At 63.2% G+C, this 23,022-nt stretch carries 28 protein-coding genes and 1 pseudogene; 19 read left to right on the top strand and 10 right to left on the bottom strand.

Translation table 11 applies throughout. The features are described from left to right. Positions 1 to 5: 5 nt before the first annotated feature. Positions 6 to 644: an O-methyltransferase gene (locus ACP2YO_RS17255; protein ID WP_426441901.1), complete on the top strand. Its 639-nt coding sequence runs from the start codon at positions 6 to 8 to the stop codon at positions 642 to 644. A gap of 252 nt (positions 645 to 896) precedes the next feature. Here the strand turns inward: ACP2YO_RS17255 and ACP2YO_RS17260 are convergent, their stop codons facing one another. Next, entirely contained in the window at positions 897 to 1,559 is a 663-nt protein-coding gene (locus ACP2YO_RS17260; protein ID WP_426441902.1) for a TetR/AcrR family transcriptional regulator, read from the bottom strand. 252 nt (positions 1,560 to 1,811) lie between these two features. On the opposite strand from ACP2YO_RS17260, the gene ACP2YO_RS17265 reads away from it, so the two are divergent. The 7 genes from ACP2YO_RS17265 (at position 1,812) to cynS (ending at position 8,220) form a co-directional block, all read left to right on the top strand. Further along, positions 1,812 to 2,354: an OsmC family protein gene (locus tag ACP2YO_RS17265; protein ID WP_426441903.1), complete on the top strand. Its 543-nt coding sequence runs from the start codon at positions 1,812 to 1,814 to the stop codon at positions 2,352 to 2,354. 38 nt (positions 2,355 to 2,392) lie between these two features. Beyond that, complete coding sequence (locus ACP2YO_RS17270; RefSeq protein ID WP_426441904.1) at positions 2,393 to 3,538, top strand: acyl-CoA dehydrogenase family protein; 1,146 nt, start codon at positions 2,393 to 2,395, stop codon at positions 3,536 to 3,538. Between the two features lie 47 nt (positions 3,539 to 3,585). Beyond that, the gene (locus ACP2YO_RS17275; protein WP_426441905.1) at positions 3,586 to 4,464 is read left to right on the top strand and encodes a sulfurtransferase; all 879 of its coding nucleotides are present in this window, start codon (positions 3,586 to 3,588) and stop codon (positions 4,462 to 4,464) included. Between the two features lie 106 nt (positions 4,465 to 4,570). After that, a complete protein-coding gene (locus ACP2YO_RS17280; RefSeq protein ID WP_426441906.1) occupies positions 4,571 to 5,965 on the top strand; it encodes a CmpA/NrtA family ABC transporter substrate-binding protein in 1,395 nt (464 codons plus the stop codon). A 5-nt stretch (positions 5,966 to 5,970) separates the two neighbouring features. Then, the gene (gene ntrB, locus ACP2YO_RS17285) at positions 5,971 to 6,804 is read left to right on the top strand and encodes a nitrate ABC transporter permease (RefSeq protein ID WP_426443225.1); all 834 of its coding nucleotides are present in this window, start codon (positions 5,971 to 5,973) and stop codon (positions 6,802 to 6,804) included. 2 nt (positions 6,805 to 6,806) lie between these two features. Further along, a complete protein-coding gene (locus ACP2YO_RS17290) occupies positions 6,807 to 7,718 on the top strand; it encodes an ABC transporter ATP-binding protein (protein ID WP_426441907.1) in 912 nt (303 codons plus the stop codon). A gap of 19 nt (positions 7,719 to 7,737) precedes the next feature. Further along, positions 7,738 to 8,220: a cyanase gene (gene cynS / locus ACP2YO_RS17295; protein WP_426441908.1), complete on the top strand. Its 483-nt coding sequence runs from the start codon at positions 7,738 to 7,740 to the stop codon at positions 8,218 to 8,220. Positions 8,221 to 8,340: 120 nt separating this feature from the next. Here cynS and ACP2YO_RS17300 read toward each other — a convergent pair whose 3' ends face one another. Then, on the bottom strand, positions 8,341 to 9,168 hold the full coding sequence (locus ACP2YO_RS17300; RefSeq protein WP_426441909.1) for an isocitrate lyase/PEP mutase family protein: 828 nt from the start codon (positions 9,166 to 9,168) through the stop codon (positions 8,341 to 8,343). A gap of 117 nt (positions 9,169 to 9,285) precedes the next feature. Between ACP2YO_RS17300 and ACP2YO_RS17305 the strand changes: the two genes are divergently transcribed. Then, positions 9,286 to 10,194 carry a LysR family transcriptional regulator gene (locus ACP2YO_RS17305; protein ID WP_426441910.1) on the top strand — a complete coding sequence of 303 codons (909 nt, stop codon included), beginning with the start codon at positions 9,286 to 9,288 and terminating at the stop codon, positions 10,192 to 10,194. Positions 10,195 to 10,226: 32 nt separating this feature from the next. Here ACP2YO_RS17305 and ACP2YO_RS17310 read toward each other — a convergent pair whose 3' ends face one another. Next, on the bottom strand, positions 10,227 to 10,574 hold the full coding sequence (locus tag ACP2YO_RS17310; protein ID WP_426441911.1) for a hypothetical protein: 348 nt from the start codon (positions 10,572 to 10,574) through the stop codon (positions 10,227 to 10,229). A 233-nt stretch (positions 10,575 to 10,807) separates the two neighbouring features. Between ACP2YO_RS17310 and ACP2YO_RS17315 the strand changes: the two genes are divergently transcribed. Next, on the top strand, positions 10,808 to 11,197 hold the full coding sequence (locus tag ACP2YO_RS17315) for a hypothetical protein (RefSeq protein WP_426441912.1): 390 nt from the start codon (positions 10,808 to 10,810) through the stop codon (positions 11,195 to 11,197). A gap of 11 nt (positions 11,198 to 11,208) precedes the next feature. Here ACP2YO_RS17315 and ACP2YO_RS17320 read toward each other — a convergent pair whose 3' ends face one another. Continuing rightward, a complete protein-coding gene (locus ACP2YO_RS17320) occupies positions 11,209 to 11,532 on the bottom strand; it encodes a DUF1476 domain-containing protein (protein WP_426441913.1) in 324 nt (107 codons plus the stop codon). Positions 11,533 to 11,881: 349 nt separating this feature from the next. On the opposite strand from ACP2YO_RS17320, the gene purC reads away from it, so the two are divergent. From purC to purQ, 4 genes are all read left to right on the top strand, one after another. Next, a complete protein-coding gene (purC, locus tag ACP2YO_RS17325) occupies positions 11,882 to 12,649 on the top strand; it encodes a phosphoribosylaminoimidazolesuccinocarboxamide synthase (protein WP_426441914.1) in 768 nt (255 codons plus the stop codon). A gap of 163 nt (positions 12,650 to 12,812) precedes the next feature. Beyond that, positions 12,813 to 13,055, top strand: a complete 243-nt coding sequence (purS, locus tag ACP2YO_RS17330) for a phosphoribosylformylglycinamidine synthase subunit PurS (RefSeq protein WP_044541512.1) — start codon at positions 12,813 to 12,815, stop codon at positions 13,053 to 13,055. A gap of 67 nt (positions 13,056 to 13,122) precedes the next feature. Beyond that, on the top strand, positions 13,123 to 13,629 hold the full coding sequence (locus ACP2YO_RS17335) for a hypothetical protein (protein ID WP_426441915.1): 507 nt from the start codon (positions 13,123 to 13,125) through the stop codon (positions 13,627 to 13,629). A 4-nt stretch (positions 13,630 to 13,633) separates the two neighbouring features. Next, a complete protein-coding gene (gene purQ, locus ACP2YO_RS17340) occupies positions 13,634 to 14,335 on the top strand; it encodes a phosphoribosylformylglycinamidine synthase subunit PurQ (protein ID WP_426441916.1) in 702 nt (233 codons plus the stop codon). A 254-nt stretch (positions 14,336 to 14,589) separates the two neighbouring features. Here the strand turns inward: purQ and ACP2YO_RS17345 are convergent. Then, positions 14,590 to 15,051, bottom strand: a pseudogene (locus ACP2YO_RS17345) (DMT family transporter); the annotation flags it as partial. Positions 15,052 to 15,247: 196 nt separating this feature from the next. Between ACP2YO_RS17345 and ACP2YO_RS17350 the strand changes: the two are divergent. Then, the gene (locus ACP2YO_RS17350) at positions 15,248 to 15,652 is read left to right on the top strand and encodes a muconolactone Delta-isomerase family protein (RefSeq protein ID WP_426441917.1); all 405 of its coding nucleotides are present in this window, start codon (positions 15,248 to 15,250) and stop codon (positions 15,650 to 15,652) included. Here the strand turns inward: ACP2YO_RS17350 and ACP2YO_RS17355 are convergent. Continuing rightward, a complete protein-coding gene (locus tag ACP2YO_RS17355) occupies positions 15,649 to 16,122 on the bottom strand; it encodes a PaaI family thioesterase (protein ID WP_426441918.1) in 474 nt (157 codons plus the stop codon). The genes ACP2YO_RS17350 and ACP2YO_RS17355 overlap by 4 nt on opposite strands. Before the next feature lie 162 nt (positions 16,123 to 16,284). Here ACP2YO_RS17355 and purL point away from each other — a divergent pair, with 162 nt between their 5' ends. Continuing rightward, the gene (purL, locus tag ACP2YO_RS17360) at positions 16,285 to 18,504 is read left to right on the top strand and encodes a phosphoribosylformylglycinamidine synthase subunit PurL (protein ID WP_426441919.1); all 2,220 of its coding nucleotides are present in this window, start codon (positions 16,285 to 16,287) and stop codon (positions 18,502 to 18,504) included. Between the two features lie 42 nt (positions 18,505 to 18,546). Here purL and ACP2YO_RS17365 read toward each other — a convergent pair whose 3' ends face one another. Then, a complete protein-coding gene (locus ACP2YO_RS17365) occupies positions 18,547 to 18,807 on the bottom strand; it encodes a GlsB/YeaQ/YmgE family stress response membrane protein (protein ID WP_426441920.1) in 261 nt (86 codons plus the stop codon). Positions 18,808 to 18,967: 160 nt separating this feature from the next. Further along, on the bottom strand, positions 18,968 to 20,152 hold the full coding sequence (locus ACP2YO_RS17370) for an acyltransferase family protein (protein ID WP_426441921.1): 1,185 nt from the start codon (positions 20,150 to 20,152) through the stop codon (positions 18,968 to 18,970). A 186-nt stretch (positions 20,153 to 20,338) separates the two neighbouring features. Between ACP2YO_RS17370 and ACP2YO_RS17375 the strand changes: the two genes are divergently transcribed. Beyond that, entirely contained in the window at positions 20,339 to 20,512 is a 174-nt protein-coding gene (locus tag ACP2YO_RS17375) for a DUF1328 domain-containing protein (protein ID WP_044541507.1), read from the top strand. 119 nt (positions 20,513 to 20,631) lie between these two features. Here ACP2YO_RS17375 and ACP2YO_RS17380 read toward each other — a convergent pair whose 3' ends face one another. Beyond that, on the bottom strand, positions 20,632 to 20,991 hold the full coding sequence (locus tag ACP2YO_RS17380) for a DUF427 domain-containing protein (RefSeq protein WP_426441922.1): 360 nt from the start codon (positions 20,989 to 20,991) through the stop codon (positions 20,632 to 20,634). A 183-nt stretch (positions 20,992 to 21,174) separates the two neighbouring features. Between ACP2YO_RS17380 and ACP2YO_RS17385 the strand changes: the two genes are divergently transcribed. Both ACP2YO_RS17385 and ACP2YO_RS17390 read left to right on the top strand, forming a co-directional pair. Further along, complete coding sequence (locus tag ACP2YO_RS17385; protein WP_426441923.1) at positions 21,175 to 21,411, top strand: BolA family protein; 237 nt, start codon at positions 21,175 to 21,177, stop codon at positions 21,409 to 21,411. A 15-nt stretch (positions 21,412 to 21,426) separates the two neighbouring features. Beyond that, positions 21,427 to 22,608, top strand: a complete 1,182-nt coding sequence (locus tag ACP2YO_RS17390; RefSeq protein ID WP_426441924.1) for a low temperature requirement protein A — start codon at positions 21,427 to 21,429, stop codon at positions 22,606 to 22,608. 4 nt (positions 22,609 to 22,612) lie between these two features. Here ACP2YO_RS17390 and ACP2YO_RS17395 read toward each other — a convergent pair whose 3' ends face one another. After that, a complete protein-coding gene (locus ACP2YO_RS17395) occupies positions 22,613 to 23,008 on the bottom strand; it encodes a DUF4345 domain-containing protein (RefSeq protein WP_426441925.1) in 396 nt (131 codons plus the stop codon). Between the last annotated feature and the right edge of the window lie 14 nt (positions 23,009 to 23,022).

Genomic DNA, 23,022 nt, shown 5'->3' on the forward strand with positions numbered 1-23,022 from the left:
TTACAATGGACAGAGAAGTCGAAGCCGTTCTTGCCGGCTATGATCAGCGGGCCGCCGTGGAGCTTGCGCTGATGCAAGAGCTCACGCCGGAAGAGATGCTACGGCGCGTCGATGAATTCCTGATCCCGATCGGGCCGGACGCCGGCAGGCTGTTGAACCTCATCATCAGGTCGTCGCAGGCTCGAACGATACTCGAGCTTGGCACATCCTACGGCTATTCGACTATCTTCTTTGCCGAGGCCGCGCGCGCCTGTCAGGGAAAAGTGATCAGCGTCGATATCAACGCCGACAAGCAACGCTATGCAAACGAGCATCTGACGGCGGCCGGTCTCGATTCATTTGTGGAGTTTGTTACCGGCGACGCGCGCGAGGTTGTTGCGTCCCTTCCCGGACCGTTCGATTTCGTCCTTATCGACCTTTGGAAGGACCTGTACGTTCCGTGCTTCGACCTCGTCCATCCGAAGCTGTCGGAGGGCGCGTTCGTTGCAGCCGACAACATCCTTCATCCGGAGTTCTTCCGAGCCGAAATGACGGCGTACCGTCAACATGTGCAGCGTCAGGCTGGATTTGAATCGATCCTCCTGCCGGTCGGCAACGGAATCGAGCTTAGTCGATACACGGGCAACACCGCGCAGATCGACTGAATGCCGAACGCAACCGTCGCAGGCTACGAGTGCGGAGCCTAACGCATGATGGGATTAGGTCGAACCGGAGCCGCGTCCAAAGTTCACCTCTCCCTTGGGAGAGGTCGAGTTGCGCAGCAAATCGGGTGAGGGATTACGGTCTATCGAGAGAGCAAGATCCCTCACCCGGATTGCTTCGCAATCCGACCTCTCCCCGACGGGGAGAGGTGAGCCGAAACCGCGGCTGGCTGATTCTACCTACCTCGTCCGGTTTTAGACCGCGACGAGCTGCTCGGCCGCGCTGCCCGCGCGCTTGGCCTTCTTCACCTTCGACGGCGCGAACAGATTGCCCGCGGCGAGGCCTGCGGTGTCGGCCACGCCGGGATCGCACGACACCATGGCGGCGACGATGGCGCCGTCGATCAGGAGTGCGAGCTGATGGGCGAGGCTTGCCGGCTCGACCGCACCCATTTCGGCGGCGAGCTTCTCGATATGCGCCAGCACCACCTTCTTGTGGCGCAGCGCGATATTGCGGAACTGCTTCGCATCCTTGTCGTGCTCGGCGACCGCGTTGATGAAGGGGCAGCCGTAGAAGCGCTCCTCGGCGAACCAGATCTTCAGCGCCGGGAAGATCCGCGTGAGCTTGGTCTGCGGATCGCCGCCGCCGGCTTCGATCGCACCGATGAACCATTCGCGCCACTGCTTGCCTTCGCTCTCCAGCACGGCGTGGACGAGGTTGGTCTTCGATCCGAATAATTTGTAGAGCGTGGTCTTCGCGGTTCCGGCCTCGTCGATGATCGCATCGATGCCTGTCGCGTTGATGCCGTTCTTGCAGAACAGCCGCGTCGCCGCGTTCAGCAGGCGACCGCGCGCGGATTCATCATCGCCGGCAGCGAACGCCGCGGCAGGTTTTTTCTTTGCAACTGATTTGCCCATGCGCGGCAGTAAATCGGACCGCGGCACAATCATCAAGTCGCATCTTCACGTGACCGGTCATGCGTCCAAAATGATCGCGTTCTGGAAGCAGATGCATCGCGTTTGGGCAGCGAAGCCCTGATCAATCCATGGGCATGGCAGGTTAAGCGCCTGCGCCGCTTCGCATTTTGTTTTGGCCCCGGTCTGGCACGCTTCGTGCAGGAAACAGACCGTTCGGTATCCTTATATTTCACCGCTCCAGGGAGAAAACTGATGACTGCTGTCGCTCAAAAAACGGCGCTGACGGGCTGCCTCGCCCCGATCGACAAGGACGGGCTGGAACAGCTGATTGCCAACGGCAAGGCCAACCCGAAGGTCATCAAGACCTTGAAGTGCAAGACGGTCGCCGAGGGCAGGTTCCGCCACGCCAACTACATCCGCAACCTCGCGCCGTACATCGTCGACGAGCCGCCCGGCCTGCTCGGTGACGACACCGCGCCCAATCCGTCGGAAGCCTCGCTTGCCGCACTCGGCTCCTGCCTTGCGGTCGGCCTGCACGCCAATGCCGTGCATCGCGGCTGGACCGTCAACAAGCTCGAGCTGCAGCTCGAGGGCGACCTCAACATCACAGCGGTATGGGGCACCGGCGACGTCAGCGAGAAGCCGGTCGGCTTCACCGATGTCCGCGTCAAGGTCGACATGGAATGCGAAGGCGTCCCACAGGAAGAGATCGATGCGCTGGTGACCCACGTGAAGAAGTGGTCGCCGGTCGCCAACACCTTCACCCGTCCGGTCAACCTCGAGGTCAGCGCGTAACGCAAGACCGGCAATCACCAAAGGTGCGGAGACGATCCATGGGTTCAATGGGTTCACTGGCCTTATCGCGGGTCGACATTGCAGGTCCCGCACCTACCATTGCCGACGAGGTCGCCCGGTTGGCCCGTCAGGAGCTGGCACCGCTTGCATCCGCAATCGATGCCGGCTCGGTCTATCCGGGGGAATTCCTGCGCCGGCTCGGCGAAGTCGGCGCCTGGGCCAGCCACGTCCCGCAGGAAGGGCCGGCCGATTTGCGCTGTGCGATCCAGTCGATGGCTGCGCTCGGCGAAGTCTGCGGCGCCACCGCCTTCATGGCCTGGTGCCAGAACACGCTGGTCTGGTACGCCGCCAATTCCACCAACATGAAGCTCGCCGTGCGCTTCGGCGACAGTTTTTCGAGCGGTCGCGTGCTCGGCGGCACTGGCCTCTCCAATCCGATGAAGAGCTTGTTCGGCATCGAGCGGCTGAAGCTGAAGGGCCGCAAGGTTGAGGGCGGCTATGTCGTTCGCGGCGCGCTGCCCTGGGTGTCGAACCTCGGGCCTGACCATTACTTCGGCACGATCTTCGAGCGGGAGGACGAGGCAGGCGGCATCGCCAAGGGCGAGCCGGGCAGTACCGTGATGTTCCTCGCTGATTGCGCCAATCCCGCCATCACGCTGCAGCCGTGCAAGCCGTTCCTGGCGATGGACGGCACCGGCACCTACGGCGTGCAGTTCCGCGATGTGTTCGTGCCGGATGAGCTGATCCTGGCCGAGGCGGCGGCGCCGTTCGTCAAGAAGATCCGCGCCGGCTTCATCCTGCTGCAGGCCGGCATGGGCCTCGGCCTGATGAAGGACTGCATCAACATCATGGACGAGGTCCATGCGCCGCTCGGCCACGTCAACCGCTATCTGCCGCAGCAACCGCTGCAATTCCGTGAGTTGCACGCCGAGTTCGAGAAGGAGGCGATGACGCTGGCGCGCGATCCCTACAATGAAGACGACAGCTACTGGCGCCGCGTCGTCGCGCTGCGCTTGCGGATCGGCGATGCCAGCGTCGCGGTCGCGCATGCGGCGATGCTCCATTGCGGCGCGCGCGGCTATTTGATGAGCCACCGCGCGCAGCGAAGACTGCGCGAGGCCTATTTCGTCGCCATCGTTACGCCCGCCACCAAGCAGCTTCGCAAGATGCTGGCGGACGGTTGAGGAGTTCGGGACCACCAAGACTGCAACTGCAAACAGGAGAGGCTGCCATGACGGACGTTCTGATTACCGCCGGCGAACTTGCCGAGCTCATCACGAAAGAACCCTGTGTCGTCATCGACACACGGAATCCGGATGCCTATGCGGCGGGACACTTGCCCAACGCCGTCAATGTGCATGACATCTTCACCTATCTCGCGACCTCGACGCCGGAGGGTATGCACGAGTTGAAGACCAAGTTCGCCAATGCATTCGGCGCCGCCGGGCTTTCCGGTACCGAAACCGCCGTCATCTACGAGCAGTCGATGAACTCCGGCTTCGGCCAGTCCTGCCGCGGCTACTATCTGCTCACCATGCTCGGCTATCCCAAGATCAAGGTCCTCCACGGCGGCTACGAAGCCTGGAAGGCGGCGGACCTGCCTGTTACCACCGACGTTCCGGTGCCGATCAAGGCGTCGTTCACGGTCGTCCCCGAGGCCGGCGACATCCTGATCGACGCCAAGGCGATGCTGGCGGCGCTCGACAAGCCCGGCATTGCGATCCTCGACGTGCGCGATGTCGACGAGTGGATCGGCGACAGCTCCTCGCCCTACGGCAAGGATTACTGCCCGCGCAAGGGCCGCATCCCCGGCGCCGTCTGGCTCGAATGGTACCGCATGATGAAGCCGACCGGCGAGGGCCAGCGCTTCAAGTCCAAGGACGAGATCCTCGCGGAATGCGCGACCGTCGGCATCGCGCAGTCGACGCCGGTCTATCTCTATTGCTTCAAGGGGGCGCGCGCCTCGAACACGTTCCTCGCGCTGAAGAACGCAGGCGTGAAGGACGTGCGCATGTACTTCGGCTCGTGGAACGAATGGTCGCGCGATCCGTCGTTGCCGATCGATGAAGGCTTGCCGACCGCTGACGTCGCAACAAGCAAGGCGGCATAGAACCTGCATGATTTTCATCGACCGGCGGCGCAAAGCGCGGCCGGGCGGTGATCAATTGGCCGGATCGCGGTATCCGCCGCGGCCCGGTGCGACAATGAGGCGCAGCATGTCCACCTTCGACGATCCCTTCGACGCCGACCGCGAGCTCACGCGATCGGGCTGCGTCTGCGGCCAACATCGCTCCGTGGCCGAGCACGATCATGTCGAGCGTGCGCTGCGTTGCGAGCCGGTGTTGCCGGCTGACAGTGAGGAGAAGCGTTACGAAGGTATCGTCGCCTCCGCCGTGATGCGCGCCGTGTTTCCGCAGGACGCCGCGCGCCGTGCCTTCCTGAAATCGGTCGGCGCTTCGACCGCGCTCGCCGCGCTGTCGCAGTTCTTCCCGCTGAAGACGGCAACCGAGGCGTTTGCCGAAGCTGGAGCGCCGGAGAAGAAGGACCTCAAGGTCGGCTTCATCCCGATCACCTGCGCGACCCCGATCATCATGGCGGCGCCGCTCGGCTTCTATGCCAAGCAAGGTCTCAATGTTGAGGTCGTGAAGACCGCCGGCTGGGCGGTGGTGCGCGACAAGACCATCAACAAGGAATACGACGCCGCCCACATGCTGGCGCCGATGCCGATCGCGATCACGCTGGGCTTGGGCGCTACCGCGATCCCGTTCACGGTGCCCGCGATCGAGAATATCAACGGGCAGGGCATTACGCTGGCGATGAAGCATAAGGATCGGCGTAATCCTGCGGACTGGAAGGGCATGAAGTTCGCCATTCCGTTCGACTACTCCATGCACAATTACCTGCTGCGCTATTATCTGGCCGAGCACGGGATCGATCCGGATACCGACGTGCAGCTCCGCTCGGTGCCGCCGCCCGAGATGGTCGCCAATTTGCGCGCCGACAACATCGACGGCTTCCTCGCGCCCGACAACATTTGCCAGCGCGCGATCTATGACGGCGCGGGCTTCCTGCACATTCTGTCCAAGGAGATCTGGGACGGCCATCCCTGCTGCAGCTTCGCCGCGAGCCGGGAGTTCATCACGACGGCGCCGAATTCGTTCGCCGCACTGACGCGCGCCATCGTGGATGCGACCGGCTATGCGTCGAAGGCCGAGAACCGCAAGCAGATCGCGGAGGCGATCGCGCCGGCCAACTACATCAACGCGCCCGTGACGGTGCTCGAGCAGTCGCTGACCGGCATCTACGCCGACGGCCTCGGCGGCGTGAAGACAGATCCCAAGCGCGTCGATTTCGATCCGTTTCCCTGGCAATCCTTTGCGGTGTGGATGCTGACGCAGATGAAGCGCTGGGGCCAGATCAAGGGCGACGTCGACTACAAGGCGGTGGCCGAGCAGGTCTATCTCGCCACCGACACCAGGAAGGTGATGACCGAGATGGGGCTCTCGCCGCCGGCCTCGGCCTACAAGTCGTTCTCGGTGATGGGCAAGGCCTTCGATCCGGCCGCGCCCGACGACTATCTCGCCAGCTTCAAGATCAGGAAGGTGACGTGAGCGAGATGAGCCTCCGCCTTCGCGCTGCGATCCTCTCCATCGTGCTGCTCGCCGGCTTCCTCGGCATCTGGCATCTCGCGACCCGGGGCACCGGCGCGGCCGCCACCATGAGCCCGGAATACGCCAAGCTGATGGGGCTGACGGCGACGCAAGGCAAATCGGCGATGCCCGGACCGTTGGATGTCGGGGCGAAGCTCTGGGAGCATTTGAAGCGGCCGTTCTACGACAACGGGCCGAACGACAAGGGGCTCGGTATCCAGCTCGGCTATTCGATGGGGCGCGTCGCGCTCGGCTATCTCATCGCAGTGCTGGTCGCGATTCCGCTCGGCTTTCTGATCGGGATGTCCCCCCTGATCAGCCAGGCGCTTGATCCGTTCATCCAGATATTGAAGCCGATCTCGCCGCTGGCCTGGATGCCGCTCGCGCTCTACACCATCAAGGATTCCTCGATCTCGGCGATCTTCGTGATCTTCATCTGCTCGGTGTGGCCGATGCTGCTGAACACCGCCTTCGGCGTCGCCGGCGTGCGCAAGGAATGGATCAACGTCGCGCGTACGCTGGAGGTCGGCACCGTCAGGCGCGCCTTCACCGTGATCCTTCCGGCGGCGGCGCCGACGATCCTGACCGGCATGCGGATCTCGATCGGGATCGCCTGGCTGGTGATCGTCGCCGCCGAAATGCTCGTCGGCGGCACCGGCATCGGCTATTTCGTCTGGAACGAGTGGAACAATCTCTCGATCACCAATGTCATCATCGCGATCCTCTTGATCGGCGTCGTCGGCATGCTGCTCGACCAGGTCCTTGCGCGCTTCACGCGCATGGTGACGTTTCCGGAGTAGTGATGACCGACAAGTTCATTTCTATCGAAGGCATCGCGCGGCGCTATCCTGGCGCCAATGGCGGTACCACCGCGGTGTTCGAGAATCTCTGGCTGTCGATGATGCGCGGGGAGTTCGGTTGCGTGATCGGGCATTCCGGCTGCGGCAAGACCACCGTGCTGAACATCCTGGCCGGGCTCGACGAGCCGAGCGAGGGCACCGTCATCGTCGACGGGCAGGGCATCGAGGGCACCAGCCTCGACCGCGCCGTGATCTTCCAGAGCCATGCGCTACTGCCGTGGCGCACGGTGCTGGGCAATGTCGCTTACGCCGTCAGCTCGAAATGGCGCAAATGGGATCGCGCGCGGGTGAGGGCTCATGCGCAGAAGTTCATCGATCTCGTTGGCCTCACCGGCTCGGAGCACAAGCATCCGTCGGAGCTGTCAGGCGGCATGAAGCAGCGCGTCGGCATCGCGCGGGCGCTGTCCATCACGCCAAAGATCATGCTGATGGATGAGCCGTTCTCGGCGCTGGATGCGCTGACCCGCGGCACCCTGCAGGACGAGGTGCGGCGTATTTGCCTGGAGACCGGGCAGACCACCTTCATGATCACCCATGACGTCGATGAGGCGATCTTCCTCGCCGACAAGATATTTCTGATGACCAACGGTCCGGGCGCCGTGCTGGCCGAGATCGTCGAGAACCCGCTGCCGAAGGAGCGCGGCCGCATCGATCTGCATCGCCACCCGTATTACTACGCACTGCGCAACCATATCGTCGATTTCCTGGTCAGCCGCAGCAAGAGCTTTGCGACCGATGTGACCGATCACGATCCGCGCCACGTGCCCACCGTGCGGCCCGGCGTCGGAGAACCGACCATCGTGTCGTCGCCGCGCATCGTCGAACTCAACCCTGCGCAGAGCGTTGCGCGCTAAAGTCCACCAGGAGGAAACCATGAAACGCGAAGATCTCACCGAAAAGCTGCTCGACATCAAGCGCGAGAAGGGCTGGAGCTGGAAGTACATCTGCGAAAGGATCGGCGGCTATTCCGAGGTGCTGATCACCGGCGCGATTCTCGGCCAGATGAAGCTGACAAAACCTCAGGCCGCCAATGCGCAGGAGCTGTTCGGGCTGTCGAAGTCCGAGACCGCGATGCTCAACGAGACGCCGATGCGCGGCATGCCGATGCCGCCGACCGATCCGCTGCTCTATCGCTTCTACGAGCTCGTGATGGTCAACGGTCCGGCCTGGAAGGCGCTGATCGAGGAAGAATACGGCGACGGCATCATGTCGGCGATCGATTTCGACATGGTGATGGAGCGGCAGCCGAACCCGAAGGGCGACCGCGTCAAGATCACGATGTCCGGCAAATTCCTGCCCTACAAATATTACGGCGCTAGCGGCAACGTGCCGGAATACGGCTTCAAGGAGGGCTGAGCCGAAGGGAACGTCATTCCGGGGCGCGCAGCGAACCTCAGGTACGCGATTGCGCACCGGGGAATCTCGTCATTCCGGGTTCGTGCTTCGCACGCCCCGGAATGACGACCTACGTGGAGGTTAGGGCTCTGCCGTCCCCCTCGCAAAGGCTTCGCGCACCTCCTTCACGGGCGCCATATCGCGCACATATGTGAACGATCCCTCCTTCATCTCGCGGGCACAGCGCAGAAACGCTGCCAGCGCGTGGCGTTCCATCGCGCCGCCGACGCTGATGCGCTTGACGCCGGCGGCCGACAATTGCTCGACCGTCAGGCTCGGGTCAGCAAAGCCCATCACCAGGTTGAACGGCTTGCGGAGCGACGACACCACCGTCTTGATGGTCGTGAGGTCGTACAGGCCCGGCGAATACAGGACGTCGGCGCCGGCGGCCTCGAACGCCTGCAGCCGCTTGATCGTGTCGTCCATATCCTTGCGCCCATGGAGAAAATTCTCAGCCCGCGCTGTCAGTGCGAACGGGAAGGAGAGGGAGCGTGCGGCTTCGACCGCGGCCTGCACCCGCTCGACCGCAAGTGAGAAATCGTAGATCGGATGTTTGGGGTTGCCGGTCGAATCCTCGATCGAGCCGCCGACGGCGCCAGCCTCGGCCGCGCGCACGATCGCCTTCGCCGCCGTCTTCGGATCATCCGCGCCGCAATTCTCCAGATCGGCATTGACGGGCAGGTCGGTGGCCTCGGCGATGACCCGGCAGTTCTCGATGATAGCGTCGAGGCTGATGGTTGAGCTGCCGAGGGTGTTGGCAACCCCGAGGCTCGTGGTCGCGAGCGCCTCAAAACCCATGGAGGCAAGCAGCTTCGCCGTTCCGGCGTCCCACGGATTTGGAATGATGAAGGCGCCGCTCCGCTGATGCAGCTCTCGGAATCGTGCTGCCTTGTCCGCCTGGGTGCGCATGTGAACTCCTGTCTGTTCAGAGAATAGATCGCGTGGCTGGAGCGATAGGTCGGTTTTCCCCATCAGACAAATCTGTTATTCCTTCTGATATCATCAGCTTTTTGCATGCGATCCGGGATGGATAGCGACGCGCTCAACACGTTCCTCGTCGTGCACCGGCGCGGCGGGATATCCAATGCGGCGAAGGCTCTGCATCGCTCGCAGCCGGCGATCTCGCGGCGCATCGCGCTGCTTGAGCAGGAGCTCGGCGTGCCGTTGTTCGAGCGGATCGCGGGCAAGACCCGGCTGAGCGATGCCGGGCGGGTGATGGTGCCCTATGCCGAGCGCGCGGTGGCGGCGGTGCAGGATGCCGAGAATGCGGTGCGTGCATTGCTGCGCGACAATTCCGGGCCGGTCGCGCTTGCCGTCACCGGCACGTTGGCCGGAGAACGGCTTTCGAAGGTCCTGAAGCGCCTTGCCAGCCAGCATCCCGATGTTGATCTCACCTTGCGCACGGCGACCAGCGCGGAGGTGAGCGATCTGATCCGGCGCGGCGATGCGACCATCGGGCTCCGCTACGACCGCGACCGTTCGCGCGACCTCGATTGCGAAGTGCTGTTTGCCGAACGGCTTCTGGTGGTCTGCGCACCGGGTCACCCGCGCGCCGGCCGCCGGGTCGCCAGGCTGGCCGAGTTGCGCGGCGAACGCTGGATCGCCTTCCCCATCGTGCCGGGGCGCCGCGAGATCACCGCGTCACATGTCTTCGCGCTGTTTCAGACCCATGGATTGGGTGAGGTCTCCTGGACGCCGGTCGACAGCCTGACCGCGCAGAAGCGTCTGGTCGAAGCCGGCTTTGGCATCGCGCTGCTATCGGAGAGCAATGCTGCCGAAGAACTCGGTCGTTCCGCGATCTCGACCATCGGCGTCGGCGATCTCGCTGCGAGCCACCACGTCGTGACGGTGACGCGACGCGGCGGCTTTTTGAGCGCGGCGTCGCGGCTGTTGCTGAAGACGATTCGCGCCGAATATAGCGGTCCGAAACCGTAGGCTCGTTGACCAACGAGCCTACGGCGGCCGTGCTAATTCGTGACGACCTGCACGGCGTAGGCGTAAGGTCCGTTCGGACTGCGTTGCGCATTCCACGCGCAATACCAGCCGCTTCCCCAAGGCAGACCCGTATCCCATCCACTCGAACTAACGTTATCCCACTGCCATGTCTTGACGTTATCCTGGGGGTTGGACGGGAAAAACTGGCCCGTATAGACCATGATTTGTCCCTGCTGGGCCCTGAAAGGCGCGTCAGTCTGCCAAGCCAACCACAGGTGGCCGTGCAGTTGATACGCGCTGAGATACCAGGTGTAGGATGCGGATGGGGTTTGGACCGATTGGGCTTGGTCTGTCATTTGTGGCGAAACCATCTCGTTCATTTTGCGATCTCCCTTAAGGTTGTCATGGAAAGTGACGTGCACTTTAGATTTCATCATTGATTTATACAACCTAAGATCGATCACAAAGTGGTGTTTCCGCGCGGGCTCTCTTCACGTGTGTCACCGTTAACGCTCGATGAAGCGGCATGATGGTTTTTCTCAGCCGCGGTTTGTCTTGTTGCAACTGAAGGTAGCTATGAACCGGACCTGTCATTCCAGAACAAGGGTCCGCCATGCCATCGCCCACGAGCTTCTCCGCAACCGCAATCAGCCTGCTCTTCCTGACGGTTCCTGCCTTGGCCCAGTCTCCGGGACAACGCATCATCGTCGAGCAATCCACCGGCGCTTCGCGTCAGGAGGGCTTCGTGCGCGTCCAAAGCAACATCAACCTGTTCATGCCGGGGCCGACCGGTGACGGCGAAGAGGCGCAGAAGCTGCGCGAGCGCGCGCGCCGCATCGTCTACGAGATGGCGGCGCACGAATGCGACATTCTGCGGGATGTGCTGGCCAAGGACTGCCGGCTGGAATCGATCAACAGCAACATCGGCCGGCAATTCGGCCAGCAGCAACAGGAAGGCTTCAACGTGAACGGCTCGATGAGCCTGCAGATCACGCTGAAATAGCCGTCGCGGGGCTAGGTCCCCGCCTTCACCTGGGCGATGGCCTGGGCCAACAGCTCGTCCATCTTGGCGCGGATATCGCGTTCGGTGACGGCATTGCCCTTGGCGGCGAGGTCCGTCAGGACCTTGTGGAGCACGTCATTGTCGCCGGCTTCCTCGAAGTCGGCGGCCACCACCTCCTTGGCGTAGGCGCTGGCCGCATCGCCAGACATGCCGAGCTTCTCGGCAGCCCACAGGCCAAGCAGCTTGTTGCGACGGGCTTCGGCCTTGAACTTCAGCTCCTCGTCGAGGGCGAATTTCTTCTCGAAACCTTCCTCGCGCTTGTCGAATGTGGTCATGGCCTGAAGTTCCGATCCCCTGTTGGATGGTGGGCCGCCACTCCGTTGCGACAACCCCGATGACTGCCTAAATAGGGGGAGGAATCGGCAACACAACGAGCCGTTAAGCCGCAGGCAAAACACAGAATCGCCCGTCCACGATAGGGGGCGGATAAGTGTCCCCGATCGGTCTGTATCGATTGTGCTCGGTGGGCCAATCGGATAGGTTGCCTGAAGGCTTGGTTCTTGTTCTGTTTCCGGTTGGAGTACCAAGGTTCCAGGCCTCCGCGGCAGCTCCGTCGTGGGTCGTAACCCAATGTCATCCGGAGCACCCAAATTCATGGATTTCAACAAAACACGGTACATCCCAATGAGCCGTCGACGCCGTATTTATGAAGGCAAGGCCAAGGTCCTTTACGAAGGCCCGGAGCCGGGAACCCTGATCCAGCACTTCAAGGACGATGCGACCGCGTTCAACGCCAAGAAACACCAGGTGATCGAGGGCAAGGGTGTCCTCAACAACCGGATTTCGGAGTACCTGTTTCAGCACCTCAACGACATCGGGGTGCCGACCCACTTCATCCGCCGCCTCAACATGCGCGAGCAGCTGATTCGCGAAGTCGAGATCGTGCCGCTCGAGGTGGTGGTGCGGAACGTCGCCGCCGGCTCGCTGTCGCAGCGTCTCGGCATCGAGGAGGGCACCCAACTGCCGCGCTCGATCATCGAGTTCTATTACAAGAACGACCAGCTCAACGACCCCATGGTGTCGGAAGAGCACATCACCGCCTTCGGCTGGGCCACGCCGCAGGAGATCGACGACATCATGGCGCTGGCTATCCGCGTCAACGACTTCCTGACCGGATTGTTCTTGGGCATTGGCATCCGCCTGGTCGACTTCAAGATGGAATGCGGCCGGCTGTTCGAGAACGAGATGATGCGGATCATCGTCGCCGACGAGATATCGCCGGACTCCTGCCGGCTCTGGGACATCAAGTCGAACGAGAAGCTCGACAAGGATCGCTTCCGCAGGGATCTGGGCGGGCTTCTTGAGGCCTATACCGAGGTCGCAAGGCGGCTCGGCATTCTCATGGAAAATGAGCGGCCGGCCGGAACCGGCCCGGTGCTGGTGAAGAGCTGATTGGTAGCCGTCATCCTGAGGTGCTCGCCGGCTCCGGCGAGCCTCGAAGGATGGAGATGAAATACGAGGTCGCCCTTCGAGGCTCGGGCTTTGCCCGAGCACCTCCAGCAGTAACGGCGAAGCCGTTATGCAGGGGTGACGTCCTGAATACTGGGCCAAGAAGATGAAGGCACGTGTGACCGTTACGTTGAAGTCGGGCATCCTCGATCCGCAGGGCAAGGCGATCGAGGGTGCGCTGAAATCGCTCGGCGTCGATGGCGTCGCCAGCGTCCGCCAGGGCAAGGTGTTCGACATCGAATTGGCTGATACCGACAAGGCCAAGGCGGAAGCCGCGTTGAAGGCGGCCGCCGACAAGCTGCTGGCGAATACCGTGATCGAGAATTACCGGGTTGAAGTTCTGAGCTAGCCGAGCGAGCCAAATGACAACAGCCGCTCCCGCTCTTCCCGGCAGCCATCGCGCTTTCGCCCGATCGTTGTGGCTCGCCCTGCTCACCGCTGCCGGAATCGGTGGTGCTTCGGCGCAATCGGCGCCGCCGCCGCCGTCCGCGCCGCCGCCGGTTGCGATGAGCGGGTGGCGTTACGAGCGCAGCGGCGCTGACACGCATGTTTTTCGCTGCGAACAACCAAGCTGCGGTGCGGGGTCCAAGGTCAGCTACCGGGTCTACGCCGCCGGCAATCCGATGACCTTGGACCAGTTCCGTGACAGCCAGGGACAAATCATCAAGGCGTTGGAGCAGCGGACGCCGGGACAGCGCATCACGCTTCTCGGTGTTGATGGCGACAAGGGCGCTGCGCTGCCGCGCAAGTTTCGGGCACGGCGCCTGACGGTGACGCCCGACGGTGTCAGCGAATACCAAGTCAATGGTTTGCTGTTCGGGGCGAAAGCCTCTGCCAGCCTGATCAGTTCGGCGCGCGACGAGAAGGCCAGCAACGATAACTACGCCAAGTTCATGCTTGTTCTAGTGCCTAAAATCCGGTGATCCCATGAAATCAGCCGTTCTCGTCTTCCCCGGCATCAATCGCCAGCGCGACATGGCGCGTGCGTTGAAACTCGCATCCGGCCATGAGACCGCGATGGTCTGGCACGCCGACACCACGCTGCCCAAAGGGACCGACCTCGTGGTGGTGCCCGGTGGCTTCTCCTACGGCGATTATCTGCGCTGTGGCGCGATCGCGGCGCGGGCGCCTGTGATGGATGCGGTGCGCGACCATGCGGCCAAGGGCGGCCTCGTGCTCGGCGTCTGCAACGGCTTCCAGATCCTGTGCGAGTCCGGTCTTTTGCCCGGCGTTCTCATGCGCAATGCGCAGCTCAAATTCGTCTGCCGCGACGTGCACATGAAGGTCGAGCGCTCCGACACGCCGTTCACGCGCGGCTACAATGCGGGCCAGGTGATCCGCGTGCCGGTCGCCCATGGCGAGGGCAATTACGAGGCGGACGTGGACACGCTGAAGCGCCTCGAAGGCGAGGGGCGCGTGCTCTATCGCTATTGCTCTGCCGATGGCGTGGTCGACGAGGCCTCCAACTTCAACGGCGCCGCGCATTCGATCGCCGGCCTCGTCAACGAGCGCGGCAATGTGCTCGGCATGATGCCGCATCCGGAAAACCACGTCGAAGAGATCATGGGCTGCACCGACGGCCGCGGCCTGTTTGCAGGCCTGGTGCAGCATCTGGAAAAAGCGGCGTAAGCCTCATGCTGAGGCCCGCAAGCGCGTTGCCAACCGACTCGATCCGGAGAAGCTGTACCGCGACCTGTCCGACCGGCTCGCGACGTCGGACACGATCGCCAACCGCGCGGCGCTTGCCGCCGAGTGCCAGAATGTCGGCCGCTTTGACGAGGCCGAGCACCACTACGACCACATCATCCGGCTGCCGCTGGGTGACGATCCCGCCTATGCGCTTGCAAGGCGCAATCCCAGTTCGCCCGCAAGCGCGCCGCCGACGCGCCCGATAGCTTCAGCAGCGAGGCCGGCTCGTGCCGTGTGATCGCCCAGGTGATGAGGAAGGCAAAAATAGGTGTCGTCGAGGCCAGCACCACGGTGTTGGACGCCGGCACATATTGCTGCGCCCAGGTGATCACCAGGAACGGGATCGTCGAGTTGATGGTCTGCTGGAAGGCGAACAGCTTCCAGGCCTTGGCGTCGGTCGGAATGCGGATGCCGCGAATCCGCAGCACGGCGAGCAGGAAGAAGGCAGCGACCAGCGAGCGGGCCGAGATGAAGGTGACCGGCGGGATCGAGCCGAGAGCGATCTTGGCCAGCGGATAGGTCGAACTCCAGCAGCAGGCCAGCGCCAGCAACAGCGCATAATCGCGCCAGCCGCGCGCGGAGTGCGCGGCGCTGGACGGAGTGGGCGTTTGCACGGGAGCCGTCACGCCGCCCGTCGTCGTCGTGCTCTTCGGCACCTTGATTGGCTCCCGGCGCATTGGCGCGCGCTGAGGCTGATATAGCGTGGCCGCGGGCCGCAAGGCTAGGGCGTTCGGCGCAGATTGGCGCGAAGCTCGAGCACGTGTCGCGTATTTATATGATACATGTCATCTTCATCGCCGGCGCCGCCGGGCGACTGGGCACGGCAGTTAAAGAACCTACAAGGAGCGCGCAATGAAAAACGCTTTTGCTGCCGTCCTGGCTGCGCTGATCATCTGCTTGATGGGGGCGGACACCGCGCACGCGCAACCCGCAACTCCGCCGGTGCCGACCACCCGAATACTTGCGATCGGAACCATAAACCCCGGGGTCGATCCGGCAGCCGCACGCGCAATCCTGCCGACCGAAGTCCGCGAGACCGTGAAGCTCTATCTGGATGGCAAGATCGACCAATGGTATTCGCTTCAAGGCCGTCCCGGCGTGGTGTTCATCTTGAACGTCACGGACACGGCAGCCGCTCACGAGATACTTGAACAGCTTCCCCTGGGCCAAGCTCATCTCATGAGCTTTGAGTTGATTCCTCTCGGGCCCCTCAATCCGCTTCGTCAGTTGCTGGGCACGAGCACCAAGTCGCCTTAGGAGGCAGCAGGCGGCTTCCGCTTCATCCGCTTGATGGTGCCGGAGAAGGTGAACAGCATCCGCATGCCCGAACGCAGCGTGCCGCGCAGGAAGATCAGCGAGCCGCCGGCGCGCGTCACCTCGCCGTCGCACTCCACCAATTCGCCCTCGCGGGCCGCGTCGAGGAATTCGCACGAGAACCCCACGGTGACGCCGGAACCCTGCAGCTCGGATTTGGCGAGTGCGAACAGGCAGTAGTCGGCGAACGTCATGAAGCAGCCGCCATGGACGTTGCCGGAGCCGTTGAGGTGCTTCTCGGCGACCCGGAAGGCGCATCTGACCCGGCCATTCTCGTCGACCCGGTGGTAGAACGGCCCGGAATGGGTCTCGAAATTGTCACGCCGCCAAGTGCGCCAGCCGGCGAATTCGCCCTCGGTTTCGATCTGAATGCCGTAGTTGTCGAGTGATGCAGTCTGGGAAAGGTCGTTCACGAAATCCAGGCCTTCAATTAAGGGGTTACGGTCCTTAAATCCGATCCATCCCCATTGTGCAAATCCCATACCTGGCGGGTAGCAGCTCCAAAGCTCTGGACAGGCCGGAAATGCCCCCTAAAAGGCCTTTTCGCTCCCGTTCGATCTACCTAAAAGGGACCCATGAACGCGCCCAAGAACGAACCCAAGATCACCCCCGAACTCGTCGCCGCCCACGGGCTGAAGCCGGACGAGTATGAGCGCATCCTGAAGCTGATCGGGCGGGTTCCGACCTTCACGGAGCTCGGGATCTTCTCGGCGATGTGGAACGAGCACTGCTCGTACAAATCCTCGCGCATCCATCTGAAGGGGCTGCCGACCAAGGCGCCCTGGGTGATCCAGGGCCCGGGCGAGAATGCCGGCGTGATCGATATCGGCGACGGCCAGGCCGTGGTCTTCAAGATGGAGAGCCACAATCATCCGAGCTACATCGAGCCCTATCAGGGCGCGACCACCGGCGTCGGCGGCATTTTGCGCGACGTCTTTACGATGGGCGCGCGGCCGATCGCCTGCCTGAACGCGCTGAGCTTCGGCGCGCCGGAGCACCCCAAGACCCGGCACCTGGTGTCCGGCGTGGTGGCCGGCGTCGGCGGCTATGGCAATTCGTTCGGCGTGCCGACGGTCGGCGGCCAGGTCCGCTTCCACACCCGTTACGACGGCAACATCCTCGTCAATGCGATGGCGGTCGGTCTCGCCGACGCCGACAAGATCTTTTATGCGGCCGCCTCCGGCGTGAACATGCCGATCGTCTATCTCGGCTCCAAGACCGGCCGCGACGGCATCCATGGCGCCTCGATGGCGTCGGCCGAATTCGACGACGCCTCCGAGGAGAAACGCCCGACCGTGCAGGTCGGCGATCCCTTCGCCGAGAAGCTGTTGCTGGAGGCCTGCCTCGAGATCATGGCCGCCGACTGCGTCGTCGCGATCCAGGACATGGGCGCCGCGGGGCTGACCTGCTCGGCGGTCGAGATGGGGGCCAAGGGCGACCTCGGCGTCGACCTCAACCTCGACGCGGTGCCGACCCGCGAGACCGGCATGAGCGCCTACGAGATGATGCTCTCGGAAAGCCAGGAGCGCATGCTCATGGTGCTCAAGCCCGAGAAGGAGAAAGAGGCCGAGGCGATCTTCCGCAAATGGGGGCTCGACTTCGCCATCGTCGGCTACACCACGCCGACCAAGCGCTTCGTCGTCAAGCATGGCGGCGACGTGATGGCCGATTTGCCGATCAAGGAACTCGGCGACGAGGCGCCGCTCTACGACCGTCCGCATGTCGCCTCGAATGCGCTGCCGGTGATCCGCGCCCAGGATGTGAAAGCGCCGGTCGGGATTTCACAGGCGATCGAGAAGCTGATCGGCACGCCCGAACTCGGCTCGAAGCGCTGGGTGTGGGAACAGTACGACCACGTCATCCTGGGCAATACCGTGCAGCGCCCCGGCGGCGATGCCGCGGTCGTTCGCGTCGAGGATGGCCCGAAGGGCCTTGCGCTGACCGTCGACGTCACGCCGCGCTATTGCGAGGCCGATCCGTTCGAGGGCGGCAAGCAGGCGGTCGCCGAAGCCTGGCGCAACATCACCGCGGTCGGTGGCCGGCCGCTCGCGATCACCGACAATCTCAATTTCGGCAACCCTGAAAGGCCCGAGATCATGGGCCAGTTCGTCGGCTGCCTGAAGGGCATTTCGGAAGCCTGCCGTGCGCTGGACTTCCCGGTCGTCTCCGGCAACGTCTCGCTCTACAACGAGACCAACGGTCGCGGCATCCTGCCGACGCCCTCGATTGGCGGCGTCGGTGTGCTCGACGATTTCACCAAATCGGCAACGCTGGCGTTCAAGACCGCCGGCGAGGCGATCCTGCTGGTTGGCGACGTCAAGGGCTGGCTCGGCCAGTCGGTCTATCTGCGCGACATCTGCGGCCGCGAGGAGGGCGCTCCGCCCCCGGTCGATCTCGCCGCCGAGAAGCGCAACGGCGACGTTGTCAGAGGCATGATCCGCGCCGGCACCGCGACCGCGGTGCATGACGTCTCCGACGGCGGGCTTCTGATCGCGCTCGCGGAGATGGCGATCGCGAGCGGCATCGGCGCGCAGCTGTTGGCGGCGCCGAGCTCGATCGTGCCGCATGCCTACTGGTTCGGCGAGGATCAGGCGCGCTACATCGTCACCGTGCCGGCGGCGGAAGCCGGTCTCGTATTGGCGAAGATGAAGGGGGCGGGCGTGCCCTGCGCGCGCATCGGCACCACCGGCGGCGATGCGATCGTTGTCGCGGGCGAGCCGGCTGTGTCAGTCGGCGAGCTCTCCCGCGCCTTCGAACACTGGCTGCCCAATTACATGCGCGGGGCTGCCACCTGATCCGACAGGATCAGGCGTTCCCGCGTCAAGAAAATACGACCGCTACCTTCCGCCGCGAATGGCGCGCCAGGCAAAGATGATGATGCAGGCGCCGATGAAGCCGGTGACGAGGTAGCCAATCCAGCCTCCGCCCAGCGACACGCCGAGGAGACCCAGCAGGAAGTTGGCGAGCGCGGCGCCGACGATGCCGAGGACGACGTTCATCAGAATGCCCGTTCCGGACTTCATGAACATCTCGGCAAGCCAGCCGGCCAATCCTCCGACGATGATTGCGGCGATCCATCCAATTTCAGGGTTGTTCATCCCAGAACTCCGTGAGGTCGATCAAGTCCGGCCAGCATAGCCGAGAATCGCCCGCCGGCATGTGACCAAAGTCGGGTTGCACGCATATTGTCGGCCGCACTCCGCGCGGCGCGGCTCAAGCAGTGCCGCGGAATGGATGTCCGCGGCATCGCCGCGCAAGCTACAGCACGTGCTTGGCGCCAGGGATCTTGCGCAGCGCCGCCGTGACAGCCCAGCTCAGGACGATCGTGGCAAAGAACGCGATGGCGGCCTTGGCAATCGCCGGCAGTTCGAAGTCGAACAGCCAGTACTGCAGCCATAGCACGATCGGATAGTGCACCAGGAACATGCCGTAGGCGTCGGCCTGCATGCGGTCGAGCAGTGTCGGCCCCGGCGCATGCGACTGCAGGAAGTAGGCCAGGATCGCAAACAGGATCGAGGCGCTGAACAGCACGTAGAACAGGCCATAGATCGCGAGATACCAGGACGGCAGCGGATCGGGATTGCCGATGATCCCGCGCTTGACGTAGATCATGACCCACATCATGGCGTACGGAATCAGCGTGACCATCATCCAGAACCAGCGCCGCTCGGTCAGCCGTCCATGTGCGCTGAGCAGGCCGTTCTCGAGATTTGCCGCACCAATGCCTGCACCGATGAAGAAGTACGCCGCATAAAGCAGGACGCGGCTTGCCTGCACCGAAAACGGTCCGAATTCGAACCAGTAATTTTGGCCGTAATGGACCAGCGCGGGAACATAGACGATCACGCTGACGACGACGATGAACAGCCAGAATTTCGAGGGACGTTCAAATCCCTTCAACGACAGCCGGTTGATCGGATCGAGCAGCTTCGACGACACCCGGTAGAGCAGGCTCGCGGTCACGTCGAAGGCCATCAGCACCCAGACGAACCAGACCGGGCCGCTCGGCCATGGCCCGACCGTCACCGTCTTCCACCAGAACTCGGAGAAGGTGATGTCATGGTTTGCGCGCAACGCGATCGCATAGTAAGCGATCGGAATGACCGTGACCGCGCAGATCGCAAACGGCAAGCCGAGCCGCAGCAGCCGGTCGCGCAGGAAAATCAGCCACGGCTTGTGGCCGAGGCCCGGCCACACGAACAGCCCCGACAGGAAGAAGAACATCGCCATGAAGAAGCTGTCGGTGGCGAGCACGACCATGTCGAAGCCGATCCACGACGTCGGGTCGGTGTGTCCGAAATAGGTATAGGGGATCACCGCGTGGTGCAGCAGCACGACCAGCGTCAGGAACGTGCGCGCGCGATCCAGCGACACGTTGCGGGCATGGGCTTTCGGGGCGACGTGAACGTCGACGGCCGGAGCCGCGTGTGCAATCGATTTCATGGTGCCCCCAGCCGGGTTAACGGCCGGATGTTGCAATCGGGAACTGGATTCAGCAAGGGCGATTTGCGCCGAATCCTTCGTGTCGAGGTCTGTCATTTGCGCGTATTTGTTTCTTTTTGGAACCGTGATCGTTCGTACACGTTGGCGGAACGACGCGCGAAGCGCGCGCGGACTGAGGAGCAAGCGATGACAATTCTGAAGTGGGCGTTGATCTTCCTTGTTGTCTCGATCATCGCGGGCTTGCTCGGCTTCACCGGCATTTCAGCAGCCTCAGCCGACATCGCACGCTTCCTGTTCTACGTGTTCGTGGTGATCTTCCTGGTGCTGCTGATCCTCGGGCTTACGATCTTCAGAGCCTAGCTGGGAGCCGGCCGCGCACCTCCATCGTCGTGCCGGGCCTGTCCCGGGCATCGACGTTTTCGGGCTGAGAAAGAGCGACAGTGGATGGCCGGGGGAGTCCGGCCGTGAGAGAAGTCGGCCTAGGCGACTTCCTCGATCTTCACCTTGTCCGGATAGAACGCCAGGTGGCCCGTGATCTCGGCCATCGCCGGGAAGGGCGTCTCGTAGGTCCAGATCGCATTGTCCAGCGTCTTGCCGTTGGCCTTGATGCTGAAATAGCTCGCGTCGCCCTTGTAGGGGCAGTGCGTGGTCCGCTCGGTGCGGGCCAACAGCTCCATATTGGCATCCTGGCGCGGCAGATACTGCACGGCGGGATAGCTCGCTTCCTTCAAGGTCAGCGCATGGGTCGTCTCGGCGATGACGACGCCATCGGCGGTGACGCGGATGCGCTTGGGATTGGGCGTGATCGTGATCGGGTGGTCGGGGCCGGGAAGCTTCATGGTTCTGCGCCTTTTGTGGTCATTTCAGCGTGATTGCTTGTGACCGATTGATGCAGGTTTAAATCGCTGGGAATGGGCATATAGTATCTCGAGGCATGACCTAGAAGACCGCTGGCGCTAGGTTTTGCTGTCATGGCTGCCAAGCCGGCCATGATTCGAATGGCCTGATGGAGGTGGACTGGGATGCCGATGGACGCCCGCGATATCGAATCGATGATCAAGGCAGCGATCCCGGATGCCGAGGTGACGATCCGCGATCTGGCCGGCGACGGCGATCACTATGCGGCGACGGTCATTTCCGCGTCCTTCCGCGGCAAGTCCCGGGTCCAGCAGCACCAGATCGTCTATCAGTCGCTGAAGGGGCAGATGGGCGGGGTGTTGCACGCGCTGGCCCTGCAGACCGGCGTGCCGGGAGGCTAGGCGGGGCTAGCGGCGATGGCGGACAATCCGCGCGGCGCGATGTTTCGCGTCATCGTGCCGGACCAGCACAGCCGCGTCAGCAACGCCGAGTTGCTGTTCGATCTGGTCTTCGTCTTCGCCGTCACGCAGCTCTCGCATACGCTGCTGAACCATTTCACCCCGCTCGGAGCCGTGCAGGTCACGCTGCTGTTCCTCGCGGTCTGGTGGGTGTGGGTCTACACCACCTGGGTCACCAACTGGCTCAATCCCGACCTGACGCCGGTTCGCCTGCTGCTGTTCGTGCTGATGCTGGGCGGCCTCGTGCTGTCGACCTCGATTCCATCGGCGTTCGACGGGCGAGGAATATGGTTTGCCGTCACCTATGCGGTCATGCAGGTCGGCCGGACCCTGTTCTGGCTGCTGGCGACGCCGCCCCACCGCACGGCAGTGCGGCACAACGCCATCCGCATCCTGGCCTGGCTGTCCTGCTCGGCCGTGCTCTGGATTTCAGGCGGCCTGGCCGAGGGCCAAACCCGCTTGTGGCTTTGGATCGCGGCGCTGACGATCGAATATGTCGCCCCGGCGCTGCGGTTCTGGACGCCGAAGCTCGGGTTTTCCTCGATGGAGGCCTGGTCGGTCGAGGGCGGCCACATGGCCGAGCGCTGCGCCGGCTTTATCATCATCGCGCTCGGCGAGGCCATCGTCGTCGACGGCGCGACCTTCGCCGACCTGACCTGGACGCCCGAGAACGTCAGCGCATTCGTGTCGGCCCTGGTCGGTTCGATCGCCATGTGGTGGATCTACTTCCACAAGGGGGCCGAGGCCGGCTCGGAGATGATCTCGAAATCGACGGAATCCGGACGCGTGGCGCGGATCGCCTATACCTATCTGCACATGCCGATCATCGGCGGGATCATCCTGAGCGCGGTTGCCGACGAACTGGTGCTGAAGCATCCAACCGGCCATTCCGATCTCAAGACGGTTGTGAGCTCGGTCGGCGGTCCCTTGCTGTTCCTGGTCGGGACCATCCTGTTCAAATACGTGATCCGCAAATTCCTGCAGCTCTCGCACGGCGTCGGCATCGTTGCGCTGGCGGTGACGGCCTATTTCGCAAGCGAGATGTCGCCGTTGCTGCTCTCGATCGTTACGTCAGCGATCATGATCATGGTCGCGGCATGGGAATCGCTCTCGTTGCGGTCCACGGAGGCGGAGGCATAGCGCCTCACGGGCGAGCGGCTTGCGCCACGCGATGCTGCCAGGCGACGAACAGCGGGGCACCGATCAGCTCGAGCGCGGTAAAGCCGACGAACGGAATGGGCGGCGCGCCGACAAGCAGGATCGAGAGCAGCCGGCCGACGCCCCCGAGAAAGATCGCGCCCCAGATCACGCGGAACAGGATGGTCTGGCTTTCGATGCGCGGAATAAGCCAGAGCAGGGCGAGGCCAAGGCCAAGCCAGGCGCCGCCAAAAAAGCGGAGATTGCTGTCCAGCACCGGCAGGGCAGGAATACCCGCCGAGGCGTAAAGCGGGTCGCTGACCCCCAGCATGGTGATGAGGCCGGTCAGAATCGGCACCAGGGCAAGCAAGCCTGTCGTGATTTGCAGCGCTCGCCTGCCCATGATCGTTTCCGATC

Origin of the sequence: Bradyrhizobium genosp. P (genome assembly GCF_049949265.1) — a bacterium.
GTDB lineage: Bacteria > Pseudomonadota > Alphaproteobacteria > Rhizobiales > Xanthobacteraceae > Bradyrhizobium.

Bases quoted from the DNA above. Each gene is read 5' to 3' on its own strand.
- ACP2YO_RS17365 (WP_426441920.1), bottom strand. From the start codon at position 18,807: ATGAACAACCCTGAAATTGGATGGATCGCCGCAATCATCGTCGGAGGA.
- ntrB (WP_426443225.1), top strand. From the start codon at position 5,971: ATGAGCCTCCGCCTTCGCGCTGCGATCCTCTCCATCGTGCTGCTCGCC.
- ACP2YO_RS17270 (WP_426441904.1), top strand. From the start codon at position 2,393: ATGGGTTCAATGGGTTCACTGGCCTTATCGCGGGTCGACATTGCAGGT.
- purL (WP_426441919.1), top strand. From the start codon at position 16,285: ATGAACGCGCCCAAGAACGAACCCAAGATCACCCCCGAACTCGTCGCC.
- ACP2YO_RS17280 (WP_426441906.1), top strand. From the start codon at position 4,571: ATGTCCACCTTCGACGATCCCTTCGACGCCGACCGCGAGCTCACGCGA.
- ACP2YO_RS17290 (WP_426441907.1), top strand. From the start codon at position 6,807: ATGACCGACAAGTTCATTTCTATCGAAGGCATCGCGCGGCGCTATCCT.
- ACP2YO_RS17385 (WP_426441923.1), top strand. From the start codon at position 21,175: ATGCCGATGGACGCCCGCGATATCGAATCGATGATCAAGGCAGCGATC.
- ACP2YO_RS17310 (WP_426441911.1), bottom strand. From the start codon at position 10,574: ATGAACGAGATGGTTTCGCCACAAATGACAGACCAAGCCCAATCGGTC.
- ACP2YO_RS17395 (WP_426441925.1), bottom strand. From the start codon at position 23,008: ATGGGCAGGCGAGCGCTGCAAATCACGACAGGCTTGCTTGCCCTGGTG.
- ACP2YO_RS17390 (WP_426441924.1), top strand. From the start codon at position 21,427: ATGGCGGACAATCCGCGCGGCGCGATGTTTCGCGTCATCGTGCCGGAC.
- ACP2YO_RS17260 (WP_426441902.1), bottom strand. From the start codon at position 1,559: ATGGGCAAATCAGTTGCAAAGAAAAAACCTGCCGCGGCGTTCGCTGCC.
- ACP2YO_RS17275 (WP_426441905.1), top strand. From the start codon at position 3,586: ATGACGGACGTTCTGATTACCGCCGGCGAACTTGCCGAGCTCATCACG.
- ACP2YO_RS17255 (WP_426441901.1), top strand. From the start codon at position 6: ATGGACAGAGAAGTCGAAGCCGTTCTTGCCGGCTATGATCAGCGGGCC.
- ACP2YO_RS17350 (WP_426441917.1), top strand. From the start codon at position 15,248: ATGAAAAACGCTTTTGCTGCCGTCCTGGCTGCGCTGATCATCTGCTTG.
- ACP2YO_RS17370 (WP_426441921.1), bottom strand. From the start codon at position 20,152: ATGAAATCGATTGCACACGCGGCTCCGGCCGTCGACGTTCACGTCGCC.
- ACP2YO_RS17265 (WP_426441903.1), top strand. From the start codon at position 1,812: ATGACTGCTGTCGCTCAAAAAACGGCGCTGACGGGCTGCCTCGCCCCG.
- purS (WP_044541512.1), top strand. From the start codon at position 12,813: ATGAAGGCACGTGTGACCGTTACGTTGAAGTCGGGCATCCTCGATCCG.
- ACP2YO_RS17315 (WP_426441912.1), top strand. From the start codon at position 10,808: ATGCCATCGCCCACGAGCTTCTCCGCAACCGCAATCAGCCTGCTCTTC.
- ACP2YO_RS17380 (WP_426441922.1), bottom strand. From the start codon at position 20,991: ATGAAGCTTCCCGGCCCCGACCACCCGATCACGATCACGCCCAATCCC.
- ACP2YO_RS17320 (WP_426441913.1), bottom strand. From the start codon at position 11,532: ATGACCACATTCGACAAGCGCGAGGAAGGTTTCGAGAAGAAATTCGCC.
- cynS (WP_426441908.1), top strand. From the start codon at position 7,738: ATGAAACGCGAAGATCTCACCGAAAAGCTGCTCGACATCAAGCGCGAG.
- ACP2YO_RS17375 (WP_044541507.1), top strand. From the start codon at position 20,339: ATGACAATTCTGAAGTGGGCGTTGATCTTCCTTGTTGTCTCGATCATC.
- purQ (WP_426441916.1), top strand. From the start codon at position 13,634: ATGAAATCAGCCGTTCTCGTCTTCCCCGGCATCAATCGCCAGCGCGAC.
- ACP2YO_RS17305 (WP_426441910.1), top strand. From the start codon at position 9,286: ATGGATAGCGACGCGCTCAACACGTTCCTCGTCGTGCACCGGCGCGGC.
- ACP2YO_RS17300 (WP_426441909.1), bottom strand. From the start codon at position 9,168: ATGCGCACCCAGGCGGACAAGGCAGCACGATTCCGAGAGCTGCATCAG.
- purC (WP_426441914.1), top strand. From the start codon at position 11,882: ATGAGCCGTCGACGCCGTATTTATGAAGGCAAGGCCAAGGTCCTTTAC.